This is a genomic window from Aurantimicrobium sp. MWH-Uga1, assembly GCF_003325955.1.
Lineage (GTDB): Bacteria > Actinomycetota > Actinomycetes > Actinomycetales > Microbacteriaceae > Aurantimicrobium.
In genome coordinates this window covers 1,188,553-1,204,972 of sequence record NZ_CP030929.1, presented here as the reverse complement: position 1 = coordinate 1,204,972, position 16,420 = coordinate 1,188,553, and the positions used below count along the sequence as shown (strand labels likewise).

Below are 16,420 nucleotides of genomic sequence, written 5' to 3'. Positions count from 1 at the left end.
TTAGGTCGTTGCTTTACGTGCTTGCAGCCAGAAGCGCAGCTTCAAGCCAATCCTGATGATTCCTCGGACCGGTGCCCACAAGATTCCTTCGTACTTCACCTGAATAAAGCGCATAGCGCTTTCATGGTGAATGCGAAGCATGGTCTTCTTAGTGGCTTTGGTACTTTCCCCACCTATGTGCTTGATTGAAACCTCTGGGACATACAGGTTTGTAAACCCTAGCTTGCCGAGGCGATAACCGAGGTCTACATCCTCGAAGTACATGAAGTAGTGGTCATCGAAGCCGCCGACTCTTTCAAAGAGCTCACGACGAATAGCCAAACACGCGCCTGAAACCCATCCGGCCTGAACGGTTGAATCTTGGAGGTGTGCTTCAGAGAGGTAATTCTTTGTCCAAGGGTTACTCAGCCAGATATTGGCAAATAAAGCATGGCCTACGCCATTGCGAATGGAGGGGATGTTTCTTGCAGAGGGATAAACGCTTCCGTCTTCATTGAAAATGCGCGGCCCAGCCACGCCCACTTTCTGGTCCATAACATCTTCAGAGAGTCTCTGGACTGCTGCGACGTTGAGCTCACTGTCTGGGTTGCACACCAGCAGGGTTGTGAGGTGTGGTTTAAGCGAGGGAACTGCCTTGTTGACCGCTGCACCGTAGCCCACATTTTTTTCAAGTTTGAGGAGATTGACTCCCAGCTTGTTTGCCAGTTTTTGAGTGATGTCAATGTCTGCTGAGTTGTTATCTACCACAGTGATTTGGCTGGGGGAGGCAACAGATCGGATGGCACTTGCTAAGAAATCCGCCAACTGCGCACTGGAGTTGTAGCTCACAGTAATAATGGCTACATCAGCGGGGGCAGAAAGTTTTGGGCTCATAAGATTTATCCGCTGTCCAGACTACAAGGGCACACAGAGTCTTTTCGTGAGAACTGGCACAGCAAGCCCTGCTAGACTGCTGATGCACCGGTTGAAGATACGTCATCACGTAACACACTTCCCGGAGCATTCCCCAGTTCGGTTTCGAACTTCACACATTCAGCACCATTTCTTTGCTCCAACTCTTCAGAGTTGTGGGCAAAAAGAACAGGGTGCTAGATACATAAATACAAAGGAGAGCTCATGTCTGAGAACTCATTCGAAGAAACCCCCGCAGCAGAAGCTGCACCCCGTAAGCGCACTTCACGCCGCGCAACAGTAACTGCCCCCGTGTCATCTGCTGACGCAGTTTCTGGCGCAGTGTCTGTCAGTGCCTCACAGCACGTCAACGCCGGCGACGCTGGTGTTCCTGCGCTTGCCCCTGCGTTGCAGGCAAGCGCTGAGGAAGCACCACGCCGCGGACGCGGACGCCCCTCAAAGAAGGCTGTTGAGGCAGCTGAAACGTCAGCACCTGAAGCAGATTCACCTGCAGAAGCAAGCGAGGCTGGCCCACGTCGTGGACGTGGCCGAGGTCGCAACACAGAAGCAGCCGAGAATACCGGTGATGCCGAGCAGAACTCTGGTTCCACTGAGGGAGCTGGCGACAGCGATAACACCGACGGCGATCGCCCAAACCGTAACCGTAACCGCAACCGCAACCGTCGTGACCGTAACGACCGTGTAGAGGGAGAAAACCCCCGCAACAACGGACCCGAATCTGAGGGTGAAGAACGCAACGATCGTTACGACCGCAACGGCCGTAACAACCGTCAACGTGACCGCCGCCGCGGTGGCCGCATGGGCGACGAGGTAGAACCAGAAATTCTCGAAGACGATGTCCTGATTCCTATTGCAGGCATCTTGGACGTACTGGATAACTATGCATTCGTGCGTACTTCCGGATACCTTCCTGGCAACAACGACGTCTATGTCTCACTTGGACAGGTCAAGAAGTACAACCTTCGCAAGGGGGACGCCATTATTGGTGCTATCAAGCAGCCACGTGAAGGCGAAGGCTTTGGTCGTCAGAAGTACAACGCACTCGTCAAGATTGATTCCATCAATGGCCAGACCATTGAAGAAGCAGCAACGCGCGTTGACTTCCAGTCCTTGACTCCTCTTTACCCACAAGAGCGTATGCGCCTGGAGACCGAATCTTCCAAGATCACTGGTCGCATTATCGACTTGGTTTCTCCCATTGGTAAGGGACAGCGTGGTCTGATTGTTGCCCCACCCAAGGCTGGCAAGACCATCGTTATGCAGCAGATTGCTAACGCAATCGCTCAGAACAACCCCGAGGTTCACCTCATGGTTGTTCTGGTTGACGAGCGTCCTGAGGAAGTTACCGACATGGAACGCAGCGTCAAGGGTGAAGTTATTGCCTCAACGTTCGACCGTCCTGCAGAAGACCACACCATGGTGGCAGAGCTCGCTATCGAGCGCGCAAAGCGCCTCGTCGAGCTCGGCCAGGATGTTGTTGTTCTGCTTGACTCCATTACCCGCCTGGGACGCGCATACAACCTGGCAGCTCCTGCATCAGGTCGTATTCTCTCTGGTGGTGTTGATGCGGCTGCGTTGTACCCACCCAAGAAGTTCTTTGGTGCTGCACGCAACATTGAAAACGGCGGATCCTTGACCATCATTGCTTCTGCGCTCGTTGAGACCGGGTCGAAGATGGACGAAGTCATCTTCGAAGAGTTCAAGGGAACTGGCAACATGGAGCTGCGCCTCTCACGTGCACTTGCTGACAAGCGCATCTTCCCTTCAGTTGATGTCAACGCATCTGGAACCCGCCGCGAAGAAATGCTCATGGGTGCTGACGAAGTCAAGGTCACCTGGAAGCTTCGCCGCGCCCTTGCTGGTCTGGACCAGCAGCAGGCGCTTGAAAGCGTCGTGGGCAAGCTCAAGGAAACTGCAACCAACGTTGAGTTCTTGATGCTGATGCAGAAGTCCAACGCAGGTTCTGCTTCCAAGGAGGACTAATCCATGCTGTCTTCAGTACAAGGCCTTCTCGCCGAGTACGAAGAGCTGCAGGTTCAGCTCTCCGACCCGGCCGTGCACGCTGACGCTGCACGTTCGAAGAAGCTCAACCGCCGTTATGCAGAACTAAGTCAAATCAAGGCTGCCTATGAACAGCTCACTGGTTTGGAAGATGATCTCGCTGCCGCTAAGGAATTAGCCAAGGAAGATGAAGCGTTCGCAGCGGAAATTCCTGCCCTCGAGGAAGCCATACCTGGAGCTCAGGAGAAGCTTCGTCGTTTGCTCATTCCACGTGACCCAGATGATGGCCGTGACGTCATCATGGAAATCAAGGGTGGTGAAGGTGGTGCCGAAAGCCAGCTCTTTGTTGCTGACCTTCTGCGCATGTACCTCCACTATGCCGAATCCAAAGGCTGGAAGACAGAAGTTCTCGATAAGACCGAGTCTGATCTTGGTGGGTACAAGGACGTTCAAGTTGCCATTAAGGGCAACTCGAACGACCCTGCACAGGGCGTCTGGGCACACCTCAAGTTTGAAGGTGGCGTTCACCGCGTGCAGCGCGTGCCAGCCACTGAGTCTCAAGGCCGTATTCACACCTCTGCTGCCGGTGTTCTCGTCTTCCCTGAAGTGGATGAACCTGAAGAGGTACAGATCAACCAGAATGATCTGAAGATCGATGTTTATCGCTCTTCAGGCCCTGGTGGTCAGTCTGTGAACACCACTGACTCTGCCGTACGCATTACTCACCTTCCCACTGGAATCGTGGTCTCGATGCAGAACGAAAAGAGCCAGCTGCAGAACCGTGAAGCAGGTATGCGTGTGCTGCGTGCTCGTATTCTTGCTCGCCAACAGGAAGAAGCAGCTGCAGAAGCTAGTGCGGCGCGTAAAGAGCAGATCCGTACTGTGGACCGCTCAGAACGTATTCGTACCTACAACTTCCCAGAAAACCGAATTGCGGACCACCGCACCGGGTACAAGTCCTATGACCTGGACCGAGTGATGGATGGGGCTTTAGAGCCGGTGATTCAGTCCTGCATTACCGCGGATGAAGAATCGCGCCTGGCGGCTTTGGGCGACCAAAACTAAAGACTTCTATGAGCTTGCTATGAAGCTCTAAACTGGACGTCTAGCCTGTGGGCCTTACGAACGAGGTGAAGTAATGAGTGGTTCTGTAGCGCCCATTCTTTTTTCTGTGCCTTGTCGTGCTCCTCGGGCTCCTGAAAATCTTGCTCGGGTAATCAACTCTGACCATGTTCACGGTGACGGACCATTTACGAAGTCTGCTTCAACCAAACTTGTTGAACTGACAGGTTCTCCGACAGTGCTGTTGACAACCTCGGGAACAGCCGCATTAGAGATGGCAATTCGATTGTTGGGAATCACAGAAGGCGACGAAGTCATTCTTCCCAGCTTTACGTTTTCCTCGGGAGCAACATCTATCGTTGCAGCAGGTGGAACACCAGTTTTTGTCGATATTGAAGGACATTCTGGGAACATTGACCCCGCGTTGGTGGAAGCAGCCATTACTCCAAAAACTAAAGCAATCTCTGTGATGCATTACGGGGGTGTGCCTGTTGACATGGATGCAATCATGGATCTTTCACGTCAACACAACATCCCTGTCATTGAGGACAATGCTCACGGTTTAGCCGTGTCGTCCAAATATGGCCGATTGGGAACTATCGGTTCTGTTGCTATTCAGAGTTTTCACGACACCAAGAATGTGCATTGCGGTGAAGGTGGGGCGCTACTGATCAATGACCCTACTCTCGTTGAAGCTGCCGAAATCATGCGCGAGAAGGGAACAAACCGTTCCAAGTTTTTGCGTGGACAGGTAGATAAGTACACCTGGGTGGAATGGGGCTCCAGCTTCTTGCCCTCCGAGCTCAACGCTGCTGTTCTTGATGCTCAACTGGATGAGTTTGACACCATTCAAGAGCGCCGTTTTGCAATCTGGAATACCTACAAAAACGAATTGGAATCCTGGGCTAACGACAATTCTGCGATGTTGATGTCTCCAGCAGATGGCGTTCATGCAGCCCACGTTTTCTTTGTTGTCATGCAATCTCTAGAAAAACGTGATGCACTGCTGGATCATTTACGCACAGACGGGGTTATTGGAACATTCCACTATGTTCCTTTGCACTCCAGCCCAGCAGGAATCAAATATGGACGCACTCATGGATCCATGGAAAAAACCAATGCTTTCTCGGAACGTTTAGTTCGATTGCCGTTGTGGCCCGGGATGTCAGACGAGCAGGTGAACCGCGTCCTCGATACGATGAAATCCTTCCAGTAAGGATTTTTATGTCGGTTTTCACACGAGCGAAAGACATGCTCAAATATGAGGGTGTGCGCTCAACAGCGTGGCGTGGTGCTAAATGGCTCAACACGCGTTCCAACCGCTTTACTGAAAAACCTTTGGCTCAAGTTTTTCCGCAGGATGTTATTGCAGTTGACTGGACTCAACAGCGTTGCTTTGCTCCAGAGCCACTTGTTTCAGAGACCGGCCGGCCACAACTTGCCTGGGTCATTTCCCCTCCCGGCAGATCGTCCGGCGGACACCAAAACGCATACCGGTTTATGAAATATCTCGAAGATGCCGGTTATGACATCACATTGTTTATATATTCAGCATCGAAATATCCCAAAGTGAGTCTTGAAGGCATCAAGGCGATGCTCAAGACCAACAGCGGATATCCCGAACTCAAAGCGAGCTATCGTCTTTATGATCCTCAAGAAGGAATCACTGGGGATTTTGATGCAATTGTTGCGTCAGACTGGCCAACCGCTTATGCGGCATGGAGATATGACCGTAACGTGCCTCGGTTGTATTGGGTTCAAGATTTTGAACCATTTTTCTTTCCTGCTGGGCCAGATTATGTGGTCGCAGAAAACTCATACCGCTTGGGCTACCAGGGCATTGCGTGTGGCCCTTGGCTTGCTGGAAAGGTCACCCAGGCTGGAGGCATGCCATGTGCCTTTTATGACTACCAGGTGGATTCGTCGAGATACACCCGGACCAATGATGAGCGTCGGGATGAGATTTTCTTTTATGCACGGCCAACCACTGCTCGTCGCGGCACAGAATTTGGCCTTTTGGTTTTAGAAGAAGTCCACCGCCGCCGTCCAGAAATTGTGATCAACATTGCCGGCTGGGATATGTCCCATGCGGGGCTGAACTTCCCTTTCGTCAATCACGGAACACTCGATGTTTCTGAATTACCAGCTCTGTATAACCGCTGTGCTTCTGCCTTGCTTATTTCGCTGACATCGGTCTCTTTACTTCCATTAGAAGTAATGGCTTGTGGCGTCGTCCCCGTGGTCAACGATGCTGATAACACCAGAATTTCTCTCAACAACAATCCAGGCATTGACTTCGTGGCAATGTCACCTGGGCGTATGGCAGAACATCTAATTGCTGCTGTTGACAATAAAAATCAGGTGTCTCACTCTCGCAAAATTGCCAAGGCTATGGAGGGTGGCAGCTGGGCGGGCCCCGGTGAGGTCGTCGTGTCAGTTTTCAATGCAACCCTGGGCCTGAAGAAGAAAAAGAAGTAATGCCCCTCGTCGGTCCAGAAAGTACACAAGCGGTTGACGCAACCGTGTTCATTCCCACATTCAACGGGGAGAAGTATCTTGACCAGCTACTCAACTCCGTTGAAAAGCAAAACTTTGCGGGCACCTTCGAGATTCTCATCATTGACTCTGGCTCGAGCGATTCCACATTAGACATCATTGCGGCCCACCCAACGGTGAGATTTGTTGAGATTCCAGGCTCAGAATTTGGCCATGGCAAAACTCGGAACTTGGCGGCCAAATTAGCTCGGGGTACCAACATTGCTTATCTCAGTCATGACGCTATTCCTGCCGATTCCAATTGGCTCACCAACATCACAGCCCCCTTGGATCCTGCTGGGCTCAACTGTGTTGGGGTTGTGGGAAAGCACATCGCTCGAAGCAATTGCTCACCATTGCTCAAGTATGAAATAGAGGGAGTATTCAGGGCCTGCGGCCCTGACGGTGAAACGACCGTTATTGATGGTTCTCTCAATAAGGCTCATGAACTCACACCTGGTGAACTGTTCTATTCAGATGTGAACTCGGCAACACGTCGAGACTTCCTGCTCAACGTCATTGCTTACCGTGATGTGAACTATTCCGAAGATATGGCTTTCGCACAAGATCTCCTCAAAGCCGGCTATCGCAAAGCATATGCAGCAACAGCCATTGTTGAGCACTCCAATGATGTGACCTTCTCCGAATATGGCAAGCGTATTTTTGACGAAACGTTGGGCATGCGCAGAGTGGGACAAGGCCGCCAGTCTCTGTCGTGGATTCAAGCAAAACTTCGCGCAGTGAGAGACATTCTGGTTTCGACTTCACGTATCGTGCGAGATCGCGACTATAACTTTGTGCAAAAGCTCAAGTGGTTGCTTGTTAACCCTGCTTACGCCTGGACTAAGTGGGTCAATATTCACCGAGCATTGAACATCTCACTCGAAGATGAGAAAAAGATAGCGAAGTATTCTCTGGAAGCTGCTAGAGCTTAGATAATCCGAGCCTAGATAAACATCGCTGGGTCAACCCAAGAACGTCCGCTGTCGTCGACAGCTTCTCCGGGTACAGCAACCATGCCGTTGCGCGGGCGTGCAACACCTGGAATACCGACAACCTGCGAATCTGCAGGGACGTCTTTGACAACCACGGCATTTGCGCCAATAGCGCTGTTGTGGCCAACAGTAATGGGCCCCAGAATCTTTGCACCAGCACCGATGGTGACGTTGTTTTCAATGGTGGGGTGACGCTTACCGTGCTCCAGAGAACGCCCACCAAGAGTGACGCCGTGATACATCATGACGTCATCACCGATTTCAGCGGTCTCGCCAATCACAACACCCATGCCGTGATCAATAAAGAAACGACGGCCAATAGAGGCACCTGGATGGATCTCAATACCTGTCCAGAATCTCGTCCATTGGGACCCCACCCGGGCAATGAACTTGAAACCGTGATTCCATAACCAGTGGTGCCAGCGGTGTGCCCAAACGGCGTGAAGACCAGAGGCAACCACCCATGTTTCAAACGCTGAACGTGCAGCGGGGTCATGGGATCGCGCATTAGCGATGTCTTCACGGATGTTGAGCATAAGACTTACAAGGCTACCGAAGTTCTCTGTATTCCCTTGACCACGAACAATGCCCACCTGAAAAGGTGGGCATTGTTGATGCATTGAGGGAATTAGTCCTTGAAAGGCTCCCACAGCGCAGTGGATACATAGCGCTCGCCGTAGTCACATACGATAGCCACGATGGTCTTGCCAGCGTTTTCTGGACGGCGGGCAACCTCGTTAGCTGCGTAGAAGATCGCACCGGTGGAGATACCGGCAAGGATGCCTTCTTCAGCTGCGAGACGACGTGCCGTCTCGAGGGACTGTTCGAAGTTCACATCAAAGACCTCGTCATAGACGGTGGTGTCCAAGATGGGGGGAACGAAGTTTGCACCAATTCCCTGGATCTTGTGAGGACCTGGTGCTCCACCGTTGAGAATGGGGGACTCTTCAGGCTCAACAGCGATGATCTGAATGTCTGGGTTGAGTTCCTTCAAGCGCTGACCGGTTCCGGTGATAGTTCCACCGGTACCGACACCTGCCATGAAGATGTCAACCTTACCGTCGGTGTCAGCCCAGACCTCTTCAGCAGTGGTGGCACGGTGAATTGCAGGGTTTGCCTCGTTCTCAAACTGGCGAGCAAGAATGGCGCCAGGAGTGTTGGCAACGATTTCTTCAGCGCGAGATACCGCACCGCGCATACCTTCAGAACCAGGAGTGAGGACGACTTCGGCGCCGTATGCACGAACGAGCACGCGGCGCTCGATACTCATGGTCTCAGGCATAGTCAAGATGACCTTGTAGCCGCGAGCGGCACCAACAAGGGCAAGAGCAATACCGGTGTTTCCGGAGGTTCCTTCCACGATGGTTCCACCGGGCTTGAGCGCACCAGACTTCTCTGCAGCGTCAATGATGGCCTTACCCAGGCGGTCCTTGACGGAGTTGCCGGGGTTGTAGAACTCGAGCTTGGCGTAAACCGTGGCACCAGCGCCTTCGGTCAAACGGTTGATACGTACCAGGGGGGTGTTCCCGGTAACGTCAGTGATGTTGTCATATAGACGAGCCACGATGAACCTGTTTCTCTTGTTGGGGTAGTACTAAAGCGTTCTCTGATTATGTGGCACGTCCACGCAATCTTCCTAGTTCTGTTACGTTCGAAGACATCATGACCCTTTCTGCACACGCTGACGATATTGCTGTCACTGACCTTCGTCAGTGGGCAATATCGACTCTCAGCGCAGTTGGAGTGCCTGATGCAGAGGTTGACGCAGAACTTCTTATTGCTCACGTTCTCAGTTTCAGCCGCGGCGAACTCGCCTCCAAAGTGGTGACAGGGTTCACAGTTCCTGGAGAATCAGCGCTCCTGATAAGACAGCTCGTTGAGCGTCGTGCCGGTCGCGAACCACTGCAACACATTTTGGGTGTGGCATGGTTTAGATCCCTCACGCTCTCCGTGGGCCCTGGAGTATTTGTTCCTAGGCCTGAAACTGAACAATTAGCCGGGATGGCCATCGATGCTTTGCGTTCGCTGGCTGAACCTTCTCCCACAGCAGTGGACTTAGGAACAGGCTCTGGCGCGATCGCGCTAGCGATGGCAACGGAAGTTCCCCATGCCCACATATATGCCGTGGAGAAAAGTCCGGACGCATTGCCGTGGACAAGTAAGAACTTCTCAGCACTCGGTGGTGCTAATGCTCACTTAGTTCCTGGAGATCTAGCCGGGGATGAACTCTTGTCTATCTACCCCGAGCTCGAGGGAACTGTCGCTGTGGTTGTGTCGAACCCTCCCTATATTCCTGTTGACGCAATCCCCAGAGATCCAGAGGTTCGCCTCTTTGACCCTTCCCTTGCGCTCTATGGCGGTGAAGACGGGCTGGATGTAGTGCGGGAAGTCTCCCGCGTTGGCCTCATTCTTGGCCGTCCTGGAGCTCAGCTCATGCTTGAGCATGGCGAGCTTCAAGGTGCTGATATTCGCAGCATTCTCAGTGCTGATGGCTGGCGAGCTACTGCGACACATCGCGATTTGGTTGGCCGTGACCGCTATACAACGGCTACTCGCCCGTAAACTGGCCTTTCTGGGCTAGCTCAAGCAAGGGGAGTTCACTGTGGCAATATCACCGAACATCTCGGTGGCGATGTGCACCTTCAACGGTGCCCACTACATCGCAGCCCAGTTAGAGACCATGGCTACCCAAACACTGCTCCCTGCAGAAATCATTGTTTCTGATGATGGGTCAACAGATGGCACTGTTGCACTGCTGAAGCAAACGTGGGAAAAGCTTGTTGAGCACAAAACCATTCTGGGCAGAATCAAACTCACCGTCCTGCAGAACAAAGCTTCACTGGGCGTCACCAAGAATTTTGAGCAAGCTATTGCAGCAACAACCAAGCCCTACATCTTCCTGGCAGATCAAGACGATCTGTGGCTCCCCACACGACTAGAAACCGGCGCAGCGCTGATGGATGCAGGTGCAGGGTTTGTATTCGGGGATGCTGAGCTCATCGACGGTGAAGGTGCACCTCTCGGACACACCCTGTTCGAGGCTCTCGCACTAAAGAATTCAGAACGTGAAGGCATCACGTCTGAACCTGTGAACGTTTTGATCAAGCGCAATATTGTCACCGGAGCAACCGCAGCCTTCTCGCGAACAGTGTTCGAGAAGGCAGCCCCCTTCCCTGAGGGCTGGGTTCATGACGAATGGCTAGCCATGGTGGCAGCAATCGGTGGTGAGAAGTTTGGTGTGACCGGGCCTCTGATTTCCTATCGGCAACATTCGTCGAATCAAATCGGGGTGAAAAAGAACACCATGGCAACGCGCATGGCCAAATTGCGGGCCGAGGGAACGCAGCGGAACGCTCGTCTGTTGAGCCGGATCACGAGTTTGGCTCAGCGCGCACCAGAGCTTGGTGCAAATGCACGTGCGTTGCAGCTCATCAGTTCAGCACAGAAGTTCCAAGAAGCTCGTTCTGCATATCCCAAGAATCGTGTGATTCGCTGGGTCCCCGTTCTGGGACAGGTTTTTACCGGTCGTTACTTCCGGGTAAGCAATGGTCCCCGTGACGTGTTGCGCGATCTGGTTCAGCCGCTCTAAGGGTGTGCAAAGCTCTTCCCCTCTAAACTGGGTGGGTTATGTCACGCATCTACGACTGCTCAGATAACGCTGAGCTCATGACCGGAACACGGCTTGCTAGGCAAGCCGTTGCCAAAGGTCAACTCGTCGTCTTGCCCACTGACACCGTTTACGGTGTCGGGGCAAATGCGTTCAGCCCTGAAGCAGTTCAATTGCTCCTGGAGGCAAAGGGGCGCGGTCGACAATCACCACCACCAGTGCTGATGCCGTCGGTGGCAACGATGGATGGTTTGGCCCACAACATCCCCGATGAGGTACGAGCTCTGGTGGATGCTTTTTGGCCAGGCGGTCTGACAATCATCTTGGAAGCACAGCCTTCCTTGGCCTGGGACTTAGGAGACACCAACGGAACGGTTGCTGTGCGTGTTCCTTCACACCCGGTTGCTTTGGAACTTCTTGCCGAGACTGGACCATTGGCAGTGTCCTCAGCGAACCTCACGGGACAGCCTGCAGCGATTACCGCCCAGGGTGCTCATGACCAGTTGGGTGCACGCGTTGAGGTGTATTTGGATGGGGGGGAAGCGACCGCCGGTTTAGCCTCCACCATTGTGGATGCAACGGCGCTTTCTCGTGGCGAAGGTGGCATTCGTATTCTGCGCGACGGTGTGATTTCTGCTGCGCAGCTACGCGAGGTCATCGGTGATGCTCTCGAACCATCGACAGACGTGGTGGGCTAACTCTTATGGTGATGCTTGCACTGATGGCTTTTGCCACCGCACTAGTGACGTTTGGGTTCTCTTTTGCCATTAGGCGTCTGAGTCTGAAATACAAGCTTTATCCCAAGATTCGTGAGCGCGATGTTCACACCACTCCCACCCCTCGTTTGGGTGGCGTGGCCATGTTCCTTGGAATTTTGGTTGCCTTCATCGTGGCAAGCCAGATTGATTTCTTCCACGTTATCTTTGCCCAGCCAGGGCCTGTGTTGGCCATTATGGGCGCAGCTTTCTTGATTGTTCTGGTGGGTGTGCTCGATGATCTGTGGGATTTGGACTGGACTATCAAGCTTGCGGCTCAGTTAGGTATTGCGGCTTTGGTTGCCTGGCAGGGAGTGCAAATTCTGTCCTTGCCTATCGGCGGCATCACAGTGGGGTCACCCACGATGTCTTTCCTGCTCACCATCTTCGTGATCGTGCTTGTCATGAACGCGGTCAACTTCATTGATGGCCTTGACGGTTTGGTAGCCGGTGTCTCGTTAATTTCGAACGGGGTGTTCTTGATCTATAGCTACTTATTAGCTCGCGAGACAAGCCCCTCCAACTACTTCAACCTCGCCTCGTTGATTGCCGCTGTTCTTGTCGGAGCGTGTGCAGGGTTCTTGCCCTTCAACTGGCATAAGGCGCGCTTGTTCATGGGTGATGCTGGTTCCATGCTGGTAGGGCTACTTATGGCAGTGGGTGCTATTGCCGTTACCGGTCAGATTGATCCCAGCGCGTTTACGGAAACCGGTTTGGGTAAGTCTCAGCTGCTGCCTGCGTTCTTGCCCATCATGCTTCCCTTTGCCATCTTGCTGTTGCCACTGGTTGATTTCTCACTGGCTGTGTTGCGACGAGTGAGTGCGGGCAAGTCTCCTTTTACGGCTGACCGTAAACATTTGCACCACCGCCTTCTGGATATGGGGCACTCCCACCTGCAAGCAGTGCTCATTCTCTACACCTGGACTGCTGTGGTCTCGATTGGCTTCTTGTTGTTCTTTATTGTGAAGCCCTATGCCATCGCCATCGTGTTCTTGATTGTGGGAACAATCCTCAGCACCGTGTTGACGGTGCTGCCGCTGACCAGACGCCAAAAAGCAGAAGTGGCAATTCAGTCGCTCAAAAACGATGCTGTCTTAGCCGAGTATGACCCTCTAGATGCTGCCAGTAACAAGTTTGAGGATGAGATTCCTGTCCCAGCAGAAGAGGTTATTGCCGGTGCTACAGGACAGATTGATTTAGGTGACGGAATCGTCAAGCGCGGTAAGAGTGCCACGCCAAAATTTGCTAATGAGAAAGAGAACTAGGGTCTAACAACGATGACTAATCCTGATGCGACAACTCCTGCTTCTGCCAGCTCTGCTGGGAGGGTAATTCCCAGTTCTGTTCCCGTACTCAAGCGAACCTTGGCCTATGGCTTCGCTTTCGCCGCAGCGATAGCAGTGGTGGGCGGAGTCATTGGCCTGCTCGTCGCTGGACCAACAGCCGCGTGGAGCGCTGTCATTGGGGCAGCCATGGCCGGAGTGTTCCTTGGAATTACCGCGCTGAGTATCCTCATTGCCGTCCGGTACGACATTGTGGCATTTTTTGCCATTGTGTTGGGGGCATGGCTTCTGAAGTTTGTGGCATTCATCGTTGCCGCCATCTCGCTGCGCGATCAGCCGTGGATTGATCCCACGGCATTGTTCCTGTCCTTGATTGCCGGAGTCATCGCCTCTCTCGTGGTGGATGTGGTGGTTGTGATGAAGACCCGCATGCCCTATGTTTCAGATCTGAAATAACCGTCTTTACACCGCTTTTGTGCCAAACCCCAGACATTGTCTGGGGTTTGTTCTTGCCCGTGTTTGTGGGGGAGTTGGGAAGGCTTGCAAGAAACTCTTTCCGCTGACCGGTAAGTGTCGTGGGGATTGGCTCAGCAGCCGTTTTTGCCTGTAAAGTCTTGAGTAATCCCTCGCACCAACTGCGGAACAATCAGTCACGTTTCGACAACGAAGCCAAACGAGATTGCACTGCTGGGGGACACCGCATGTTCGTCGACGCGAGAGCAGAAGCTCCACGCCCCGAAACAGGAGATAGCGCTGCTAGTAAACGCTGTAACCAAGCTCATCGCCTCCACAGAGGACGCTCCGAGCTTTCACGGGCCATCGATCTACGAATTCTTCCCGCCGGTCATCTTCTTTGACGGCACGCCTTTTGAGATCAACCGCATCATTCTGGTGCGCTTCATCATGGCTGCTGTGCTCATCACGTTCTTCGCCCTAGCAACTCGTAACCTCAAGATTGTTCCCTCCAAACCTCAGTCGCTGGCTGAAATGGCGCTGGACGTTGTGCGTGTCAACATCGCAGAAGATCTTCTTGGCAAGAAAGACGCTAAGCGCTTCCTTCCTCTTCTGACCGCCATCTTCTTCACTGTTCTGGCTATGAACATTCCGGGAATTATTCCTGGCTTTAACATTGCCGGAACCTCCACCATTGGTTTGCCACTGGTTTTGGCCGTCGTTGCCTATGTCGCCTTCGTCTACGCAGGTTTGAAGAAGCACCCGCTGACCTTCCTCAAGGCTTCCTTGTTCCCACCAGGTGTGCCTTGGCCTATTTATGTAATCGTGACCCCGATCGAATTCTTCTCGATCTTCATCCTGCGTCCGATTACTCTCGCTCTTCGTCTGTTGATGAACATGGTTGCTGGTCACCTCCTGCTGGTACTGGCCTTCTCGGCAACCTGGTTCTTCTTCTTCGAAATGGACGGCTTCTGGAAGCTGTTCGGAATCGGAACGTTTGCTTTCGGCTTCATCTTCACTCTCTTTGAGATGTTGGTAGCTGTGCTGCAGGCATACGTCTTTACCCTGCTTACAACGGTCTACATCCAGCTCGCGCTGGCTGAGGAACACTAACGGCTGAAGCATCCGCTTCAGACGACAACACGGAAGGAAACACTCGTGGACGCAACATCGGTTCTCGCCGAAATCAACGGCAACATTGCCACCGTCGGCTACGGTCTCGCAGCCATTGGCCCCGCTATCGGCGTAGGTATCGTCGTAGGAAAGACCATCGAGTCGGTTGCTCGCCAGCCTGAGCTCGCAGGTCGTCTCCAGGTTCTGATGTACCTGGGTATCGCATTTACCGAGGCACTTGCCTTCATCGGTATCGCTACCTACTTCATCTTCACCAACTAGTCACATTCCGCTCTTTCGACACGGAGACAACATGCTTCAGGCACTCATCGTTGCAGCAGAAGAGGCACCAAACCCTCTTCTACCCGCGACGTACGACCTCGTATGGTCGGCGATTATCTTTGCCGTCATCCTGATCTTCTTCTGGAAGAAGATTCTGCCCAACGTTTCAGCCATGCTGGAAGCTCGGAGTTCTGCCATTGAAGGCAACATCGAGAAGGCAGATGCTGCACAGAAGGAAGCAGAAGAGGCACTGGCAAAGTACACCGCTCAGCTTGCTGATGCACGTGTAGAAGCTGGCAAGATTCGTGACGCTGCTCGCGCAGACGGCGTCAAGATTGTTGCCGAAGCCAAGGAAACCGCCACTGTTGAGGCAGCTCGTGTAACCGCGACCGCTAAGGCACAGATTGAGGCAGAGCGCCAGAGCGCTCTGGTTTCCCTCAAGTCTGAAGTGGGAACCATGGCTATCGACCTCGCCTCGGGCGTTATCGGTGAAGCACTCACCGACGACAAGAAGTCCAAGGCATTGGTTGACCGCTTCCTCGCAGATCTAGAAAAGTCGGAGAAGGCAGCTAAGTAATGGGTAGCGCAAGCAGACACGCAATCGACAGCTCCAAGGCAGCACTTGCTGGTTTGGGAGCAAAGGCAAACCTGGCATTGGGCGAACAGCTCTTTGCTGCAGGTCGTGCCCTTGCAGAGTCTGCCCAATTGCGCGCCGTTCTTGCAGACCCTGCCGTTCCCACTGCTGACAAGACCGCTCTATTGAGCAAAGTCTTCGGCAAGGGACTGGATGCAACCTCCTCCAAACTGCTGGGACAGATTGTCTCCTACCGCTGGTCCAACCAGGAAGACCTGTTGGCCGGTGTCGAAGAAATCGCTATCCGTGCTGCTGTGTCGGGAGCCAAGAAGAATGAATCCGTTGACGCTGAGCTGTTCGCGTTCTCTCGTGCCGTGTCGAGCGACGCAGAACTCGAGCTCAGTCTCGGATCGAAACTTGGTGACCCCCAGGCTAAAGCAGCACTTGTTGTGAAACTGCTCAAGGGCAAGGCATCGGCAGCAACGATTGCTATCGTCTCCTCGCTTGTTCAGCAGCCCCGTGGTCGCCGCATCGGTGCCCTGCTCTCCTACGCAGCAGATGTTGTTGCGGATCAGGCAGGTGCTTCCATTGCCACCGTGACCAGCGCACAACCGATTGCGCCAGCGCAGTTGACCAGCCTGAGTAAGACTCTGGCCAAGGTTTACGGACGCGAGCTCAACATCAACCTTGTCATTGATCCCGCAATCATCGGTGGCCTGCGCGTGCAGGTTGGCGATGACGTGATCGATGGCTCCGTTTCGTCCCGTATTCAAGAACTGCGACTCCAGCTCGCTGGATAGCTCAAGGAAAGACTTCACCAAACCCTCTCAGCCAACCGGCTGAACCAG

The 16,420-nt window shown here is 53.3% G+C and carries 17 protein-coding genes; 14 read left to right on the top strand and 3 right to left on the bottom strand.

Features of this window, described 5'->3' with window-relative positions:
• On the bottom strand, positions 1 to 873 hold the full coding sequence (locus tag AURUGA1_RS05955) for a glycosyltransferase family 2 protein (RefSeq protein ID WP_114129299.1): 873 nt from the start codon (positions 871 to 873) through the stop codon (positions 1 to 3).
• Positions 874 to 1,116: 243 nt separating this feature from the next.
• On the opposite strand from AURUGA1_RS05955, the gene rho reads away from it, so the two are divergent.
• The 5 genes from rho to AURUGA1_RS05930 all read left to right on the top strand — a co-directional run bounded on the left by rho (position 1,117) and on the right by AURUGA1_RS05930 (position 7,445).
• A complete protein-coding gene (gene rho, locus AURUGA1_RS05950) occupies positions 1,117 to 2,895 on the top strand; it encodes a transcription termination factor Rho (RefSeq protein ID WP_114129298.1) in 1,779 nt (592 codons plus the stop codon).
• A 3-nt stretch (positions 2,896 to 2,898) separates the two neighbouring features.
• The gene (gene prfA / locus AURUGA1_RS05945; protein WP_114129297.1) at positions 2,899 to 3,978 is read left to right on the top strand and encodes a peptide chain release factor 1; all 1,080 of its coding nucleotides are present in this window, start codon (positions 2,899 to 2,901) and stop codon (positions 3,976 to 3,978) included.
• A gap of 73 nt (positions 3,979 to 4,051) precedes the next feature.
• Entirely contained in the window at positions 4,052 to 5,191 is a 1,140-nt protein-coding gene (gene rffA, locus AURUGA1_RS05940) for a dTDP-4-amino-4,6-dideoxygalactose transaminase (RefSeq protein ID WP_114129296.1), read from the top strand.
• 8 nt (positions 5,192 to 5,199) lie between these two features.
• Positions 5,200 to 6,453, top strand: coding sequence for a glycosyltransferase family 1 protein (locus AURUGA1_RS05935; protein WP_114129295.1), 1,254 nt, complete (start codon positions 5,200 to 5,202; stop codon positions 6,451 to 6,453).
• Complete coding sequence (locus AURUGA1_RS05930) at positions 6,453 to 7,445, top strand: glycosyltransferase family 2 protein (protein ID WP_114129294.1); 993 nt, start codon at positions 6,453 to 6,455, stop codon at positions 7,443 to 7,445. Before AURUGA1_RS05935 ends, AURUGA1_RS05930 begins: the two co-directional genes overlap by 1 nt.
• An 11-nt stretch (positions 7,446 to 7,456) precedes the next feature.
• Here the strand turns inward: AURUGA1_RS05930 and epsC are convergent, their stop codons facing one another.
• Together epsC and cysK are read right to left on the bottom strand one after the other, a co-directional pair.
• Positions 7,457 to 8,041 (bottom strand): serine O-acetyltransferase EpsC, encoded by a 585-nt coding sequence (epsC, locus tag AURUGA1_RS05925; protein WP_205214639.1) that lies wholly within the window; start codon positions 8,039 to 8,041, stop codon positions 7,457 to 7,459.
• A gap of 92 nt (positions 8,042 to 8,133) precedes the next feature.
• Complete coding sequence (gene cysK / locus AURUGA1_RS05920; RefSeq protein WP_114129292.1) at positions 8,134 to 9,069, bottom strand: cysteine synthase A; 936 nt, start codon at positions 9,067 to 9,069, stop codon at positions 8,134 to 8,136.
• A 98-nt stretch (positions 9,070 to 9,167) separates the two neighbouring features.
• On the opposite strand from cysK, the gene prmC reads away from it, so the two are divergent.
• The 9 genes from prmC to AURUGA1_RS05875 all read left to right on the top strand — a co-directional run bounded on the left by prmC (position 9,168) and on the right by AURUGA1_RS05875 (position 16,372).
• Positions 9,168 to 10,067, top strand: a complete 900-nt coding sequence (gene prmC, locus AURUGA1_RS05915) for a peptide chain release factor N(5)-glutamine methyltransferase (RefSeq protein ID WP_114129742.1) — start codon at positions 9,168 to 9,170, stop codon at positions 10,065 to 10,067.
• 40 nt (positions 10,068 to 10,107) lie between these two features.
• Positions 10,108 to 11,094: a glycosyltransferase family 2 protein gene (locus tag AURUGA1_RS05910; RefSeq protein WP_162784071.1), complete on the top strand. Its 987-nt coding sequence runs from the start codon at positions 10,108 to 10,110 to the stop codon at positions 11,092 to 11,094.
• Between the two features lie 38 nt (positions 11,095 to 11,132).
• A complete protein-coding gene (locus AURUGA1_RS05905; RefSeq protein WP_114129290.1) occupies positions 11,133 to 11,810 on the top strand; it encodes an L-threonylcarbamoyladenylate synthase in 678 nt (225 codons plus the stop codon).
• Between the two features lie 5 nt (positions 11,811 to 11,815).
• Positions 11,816 to 13,132 (top strand): MraY family glycosyltransferase, encoded by a 1,317-nt coding sequence (locus tag AURUGA1_RS05900; protein ID WP_114129289.1) that lies wholly within the window; start codon positions 11,816 to 11,818, stop codon positions 13,130 to 13,132.
• Positions 13,133 to 13,144: 12 nt separating this feature from the next.
• On the top strand, positions 13,145 to 13,606 hold the full coding sequence (locus tag AURUGA1_RS05895) for a hypothetical protein (protein ID WP_114129288.1): 462 nt from the start codon (positions 13,145 to 13,147) through the stop codon (positions 13,604 to 13,606).
• Positions 13,607 to 13,897: 291 nt separating this feature from the next.
• Positions 13,898 to 14,716 (top strand): F0F1 ATP synthase subunit A, encoded by an 819-nt coding sequence (gene atpB, locus AURUGA1_RS05890; protein WP_240187412.1) that lies wholly within the window; start codon positions 13,898 to 13,900, stop codon positions 14,714 to 14,716.
• 45 nt (positions 14,717 to 14,761) lie between these two features.
• The gene (gene atpE, locus AURUGA1_RS05885) at positions 14,762 to 14,998 is read left to right on the top strand and encodes an ATP synthase F0 subunit C (protein WP_096380363.1); all 237 of its coding nucleotides are present in this window, start codon (positions 14,762 to 14,764) and stop codon (positions 14,996 to 14,998) included.
• A gap of 31 nt (positions 14,999 to 15,029) precedes the next feature.
• Entirely contained in the window at positions 15,030 to 15,575 is a 546-nt protein-coding gene (locus AURUGA1_RS05880) for a F0F1 ATP synthase subunit B (RefSeq protein ID WP_114129286.1), read from the top strand.
• Entirely contained in the window at positions 15,575 to 16,372 is a 798-nt protein-coding gene (locus AURUGA1_RS05875) for a F0F1 ATP synthase subunit delta (RefSeq protein ID WP_114129285.1), read from the top strand. Before AURUGA1_RS05880 ends, AURUGA1_RS05875 begins: the two co-directional genes overlap by 1 nt.
• Positions 16,373 to 16,420 lie beyond the last annotated feature (48 nt).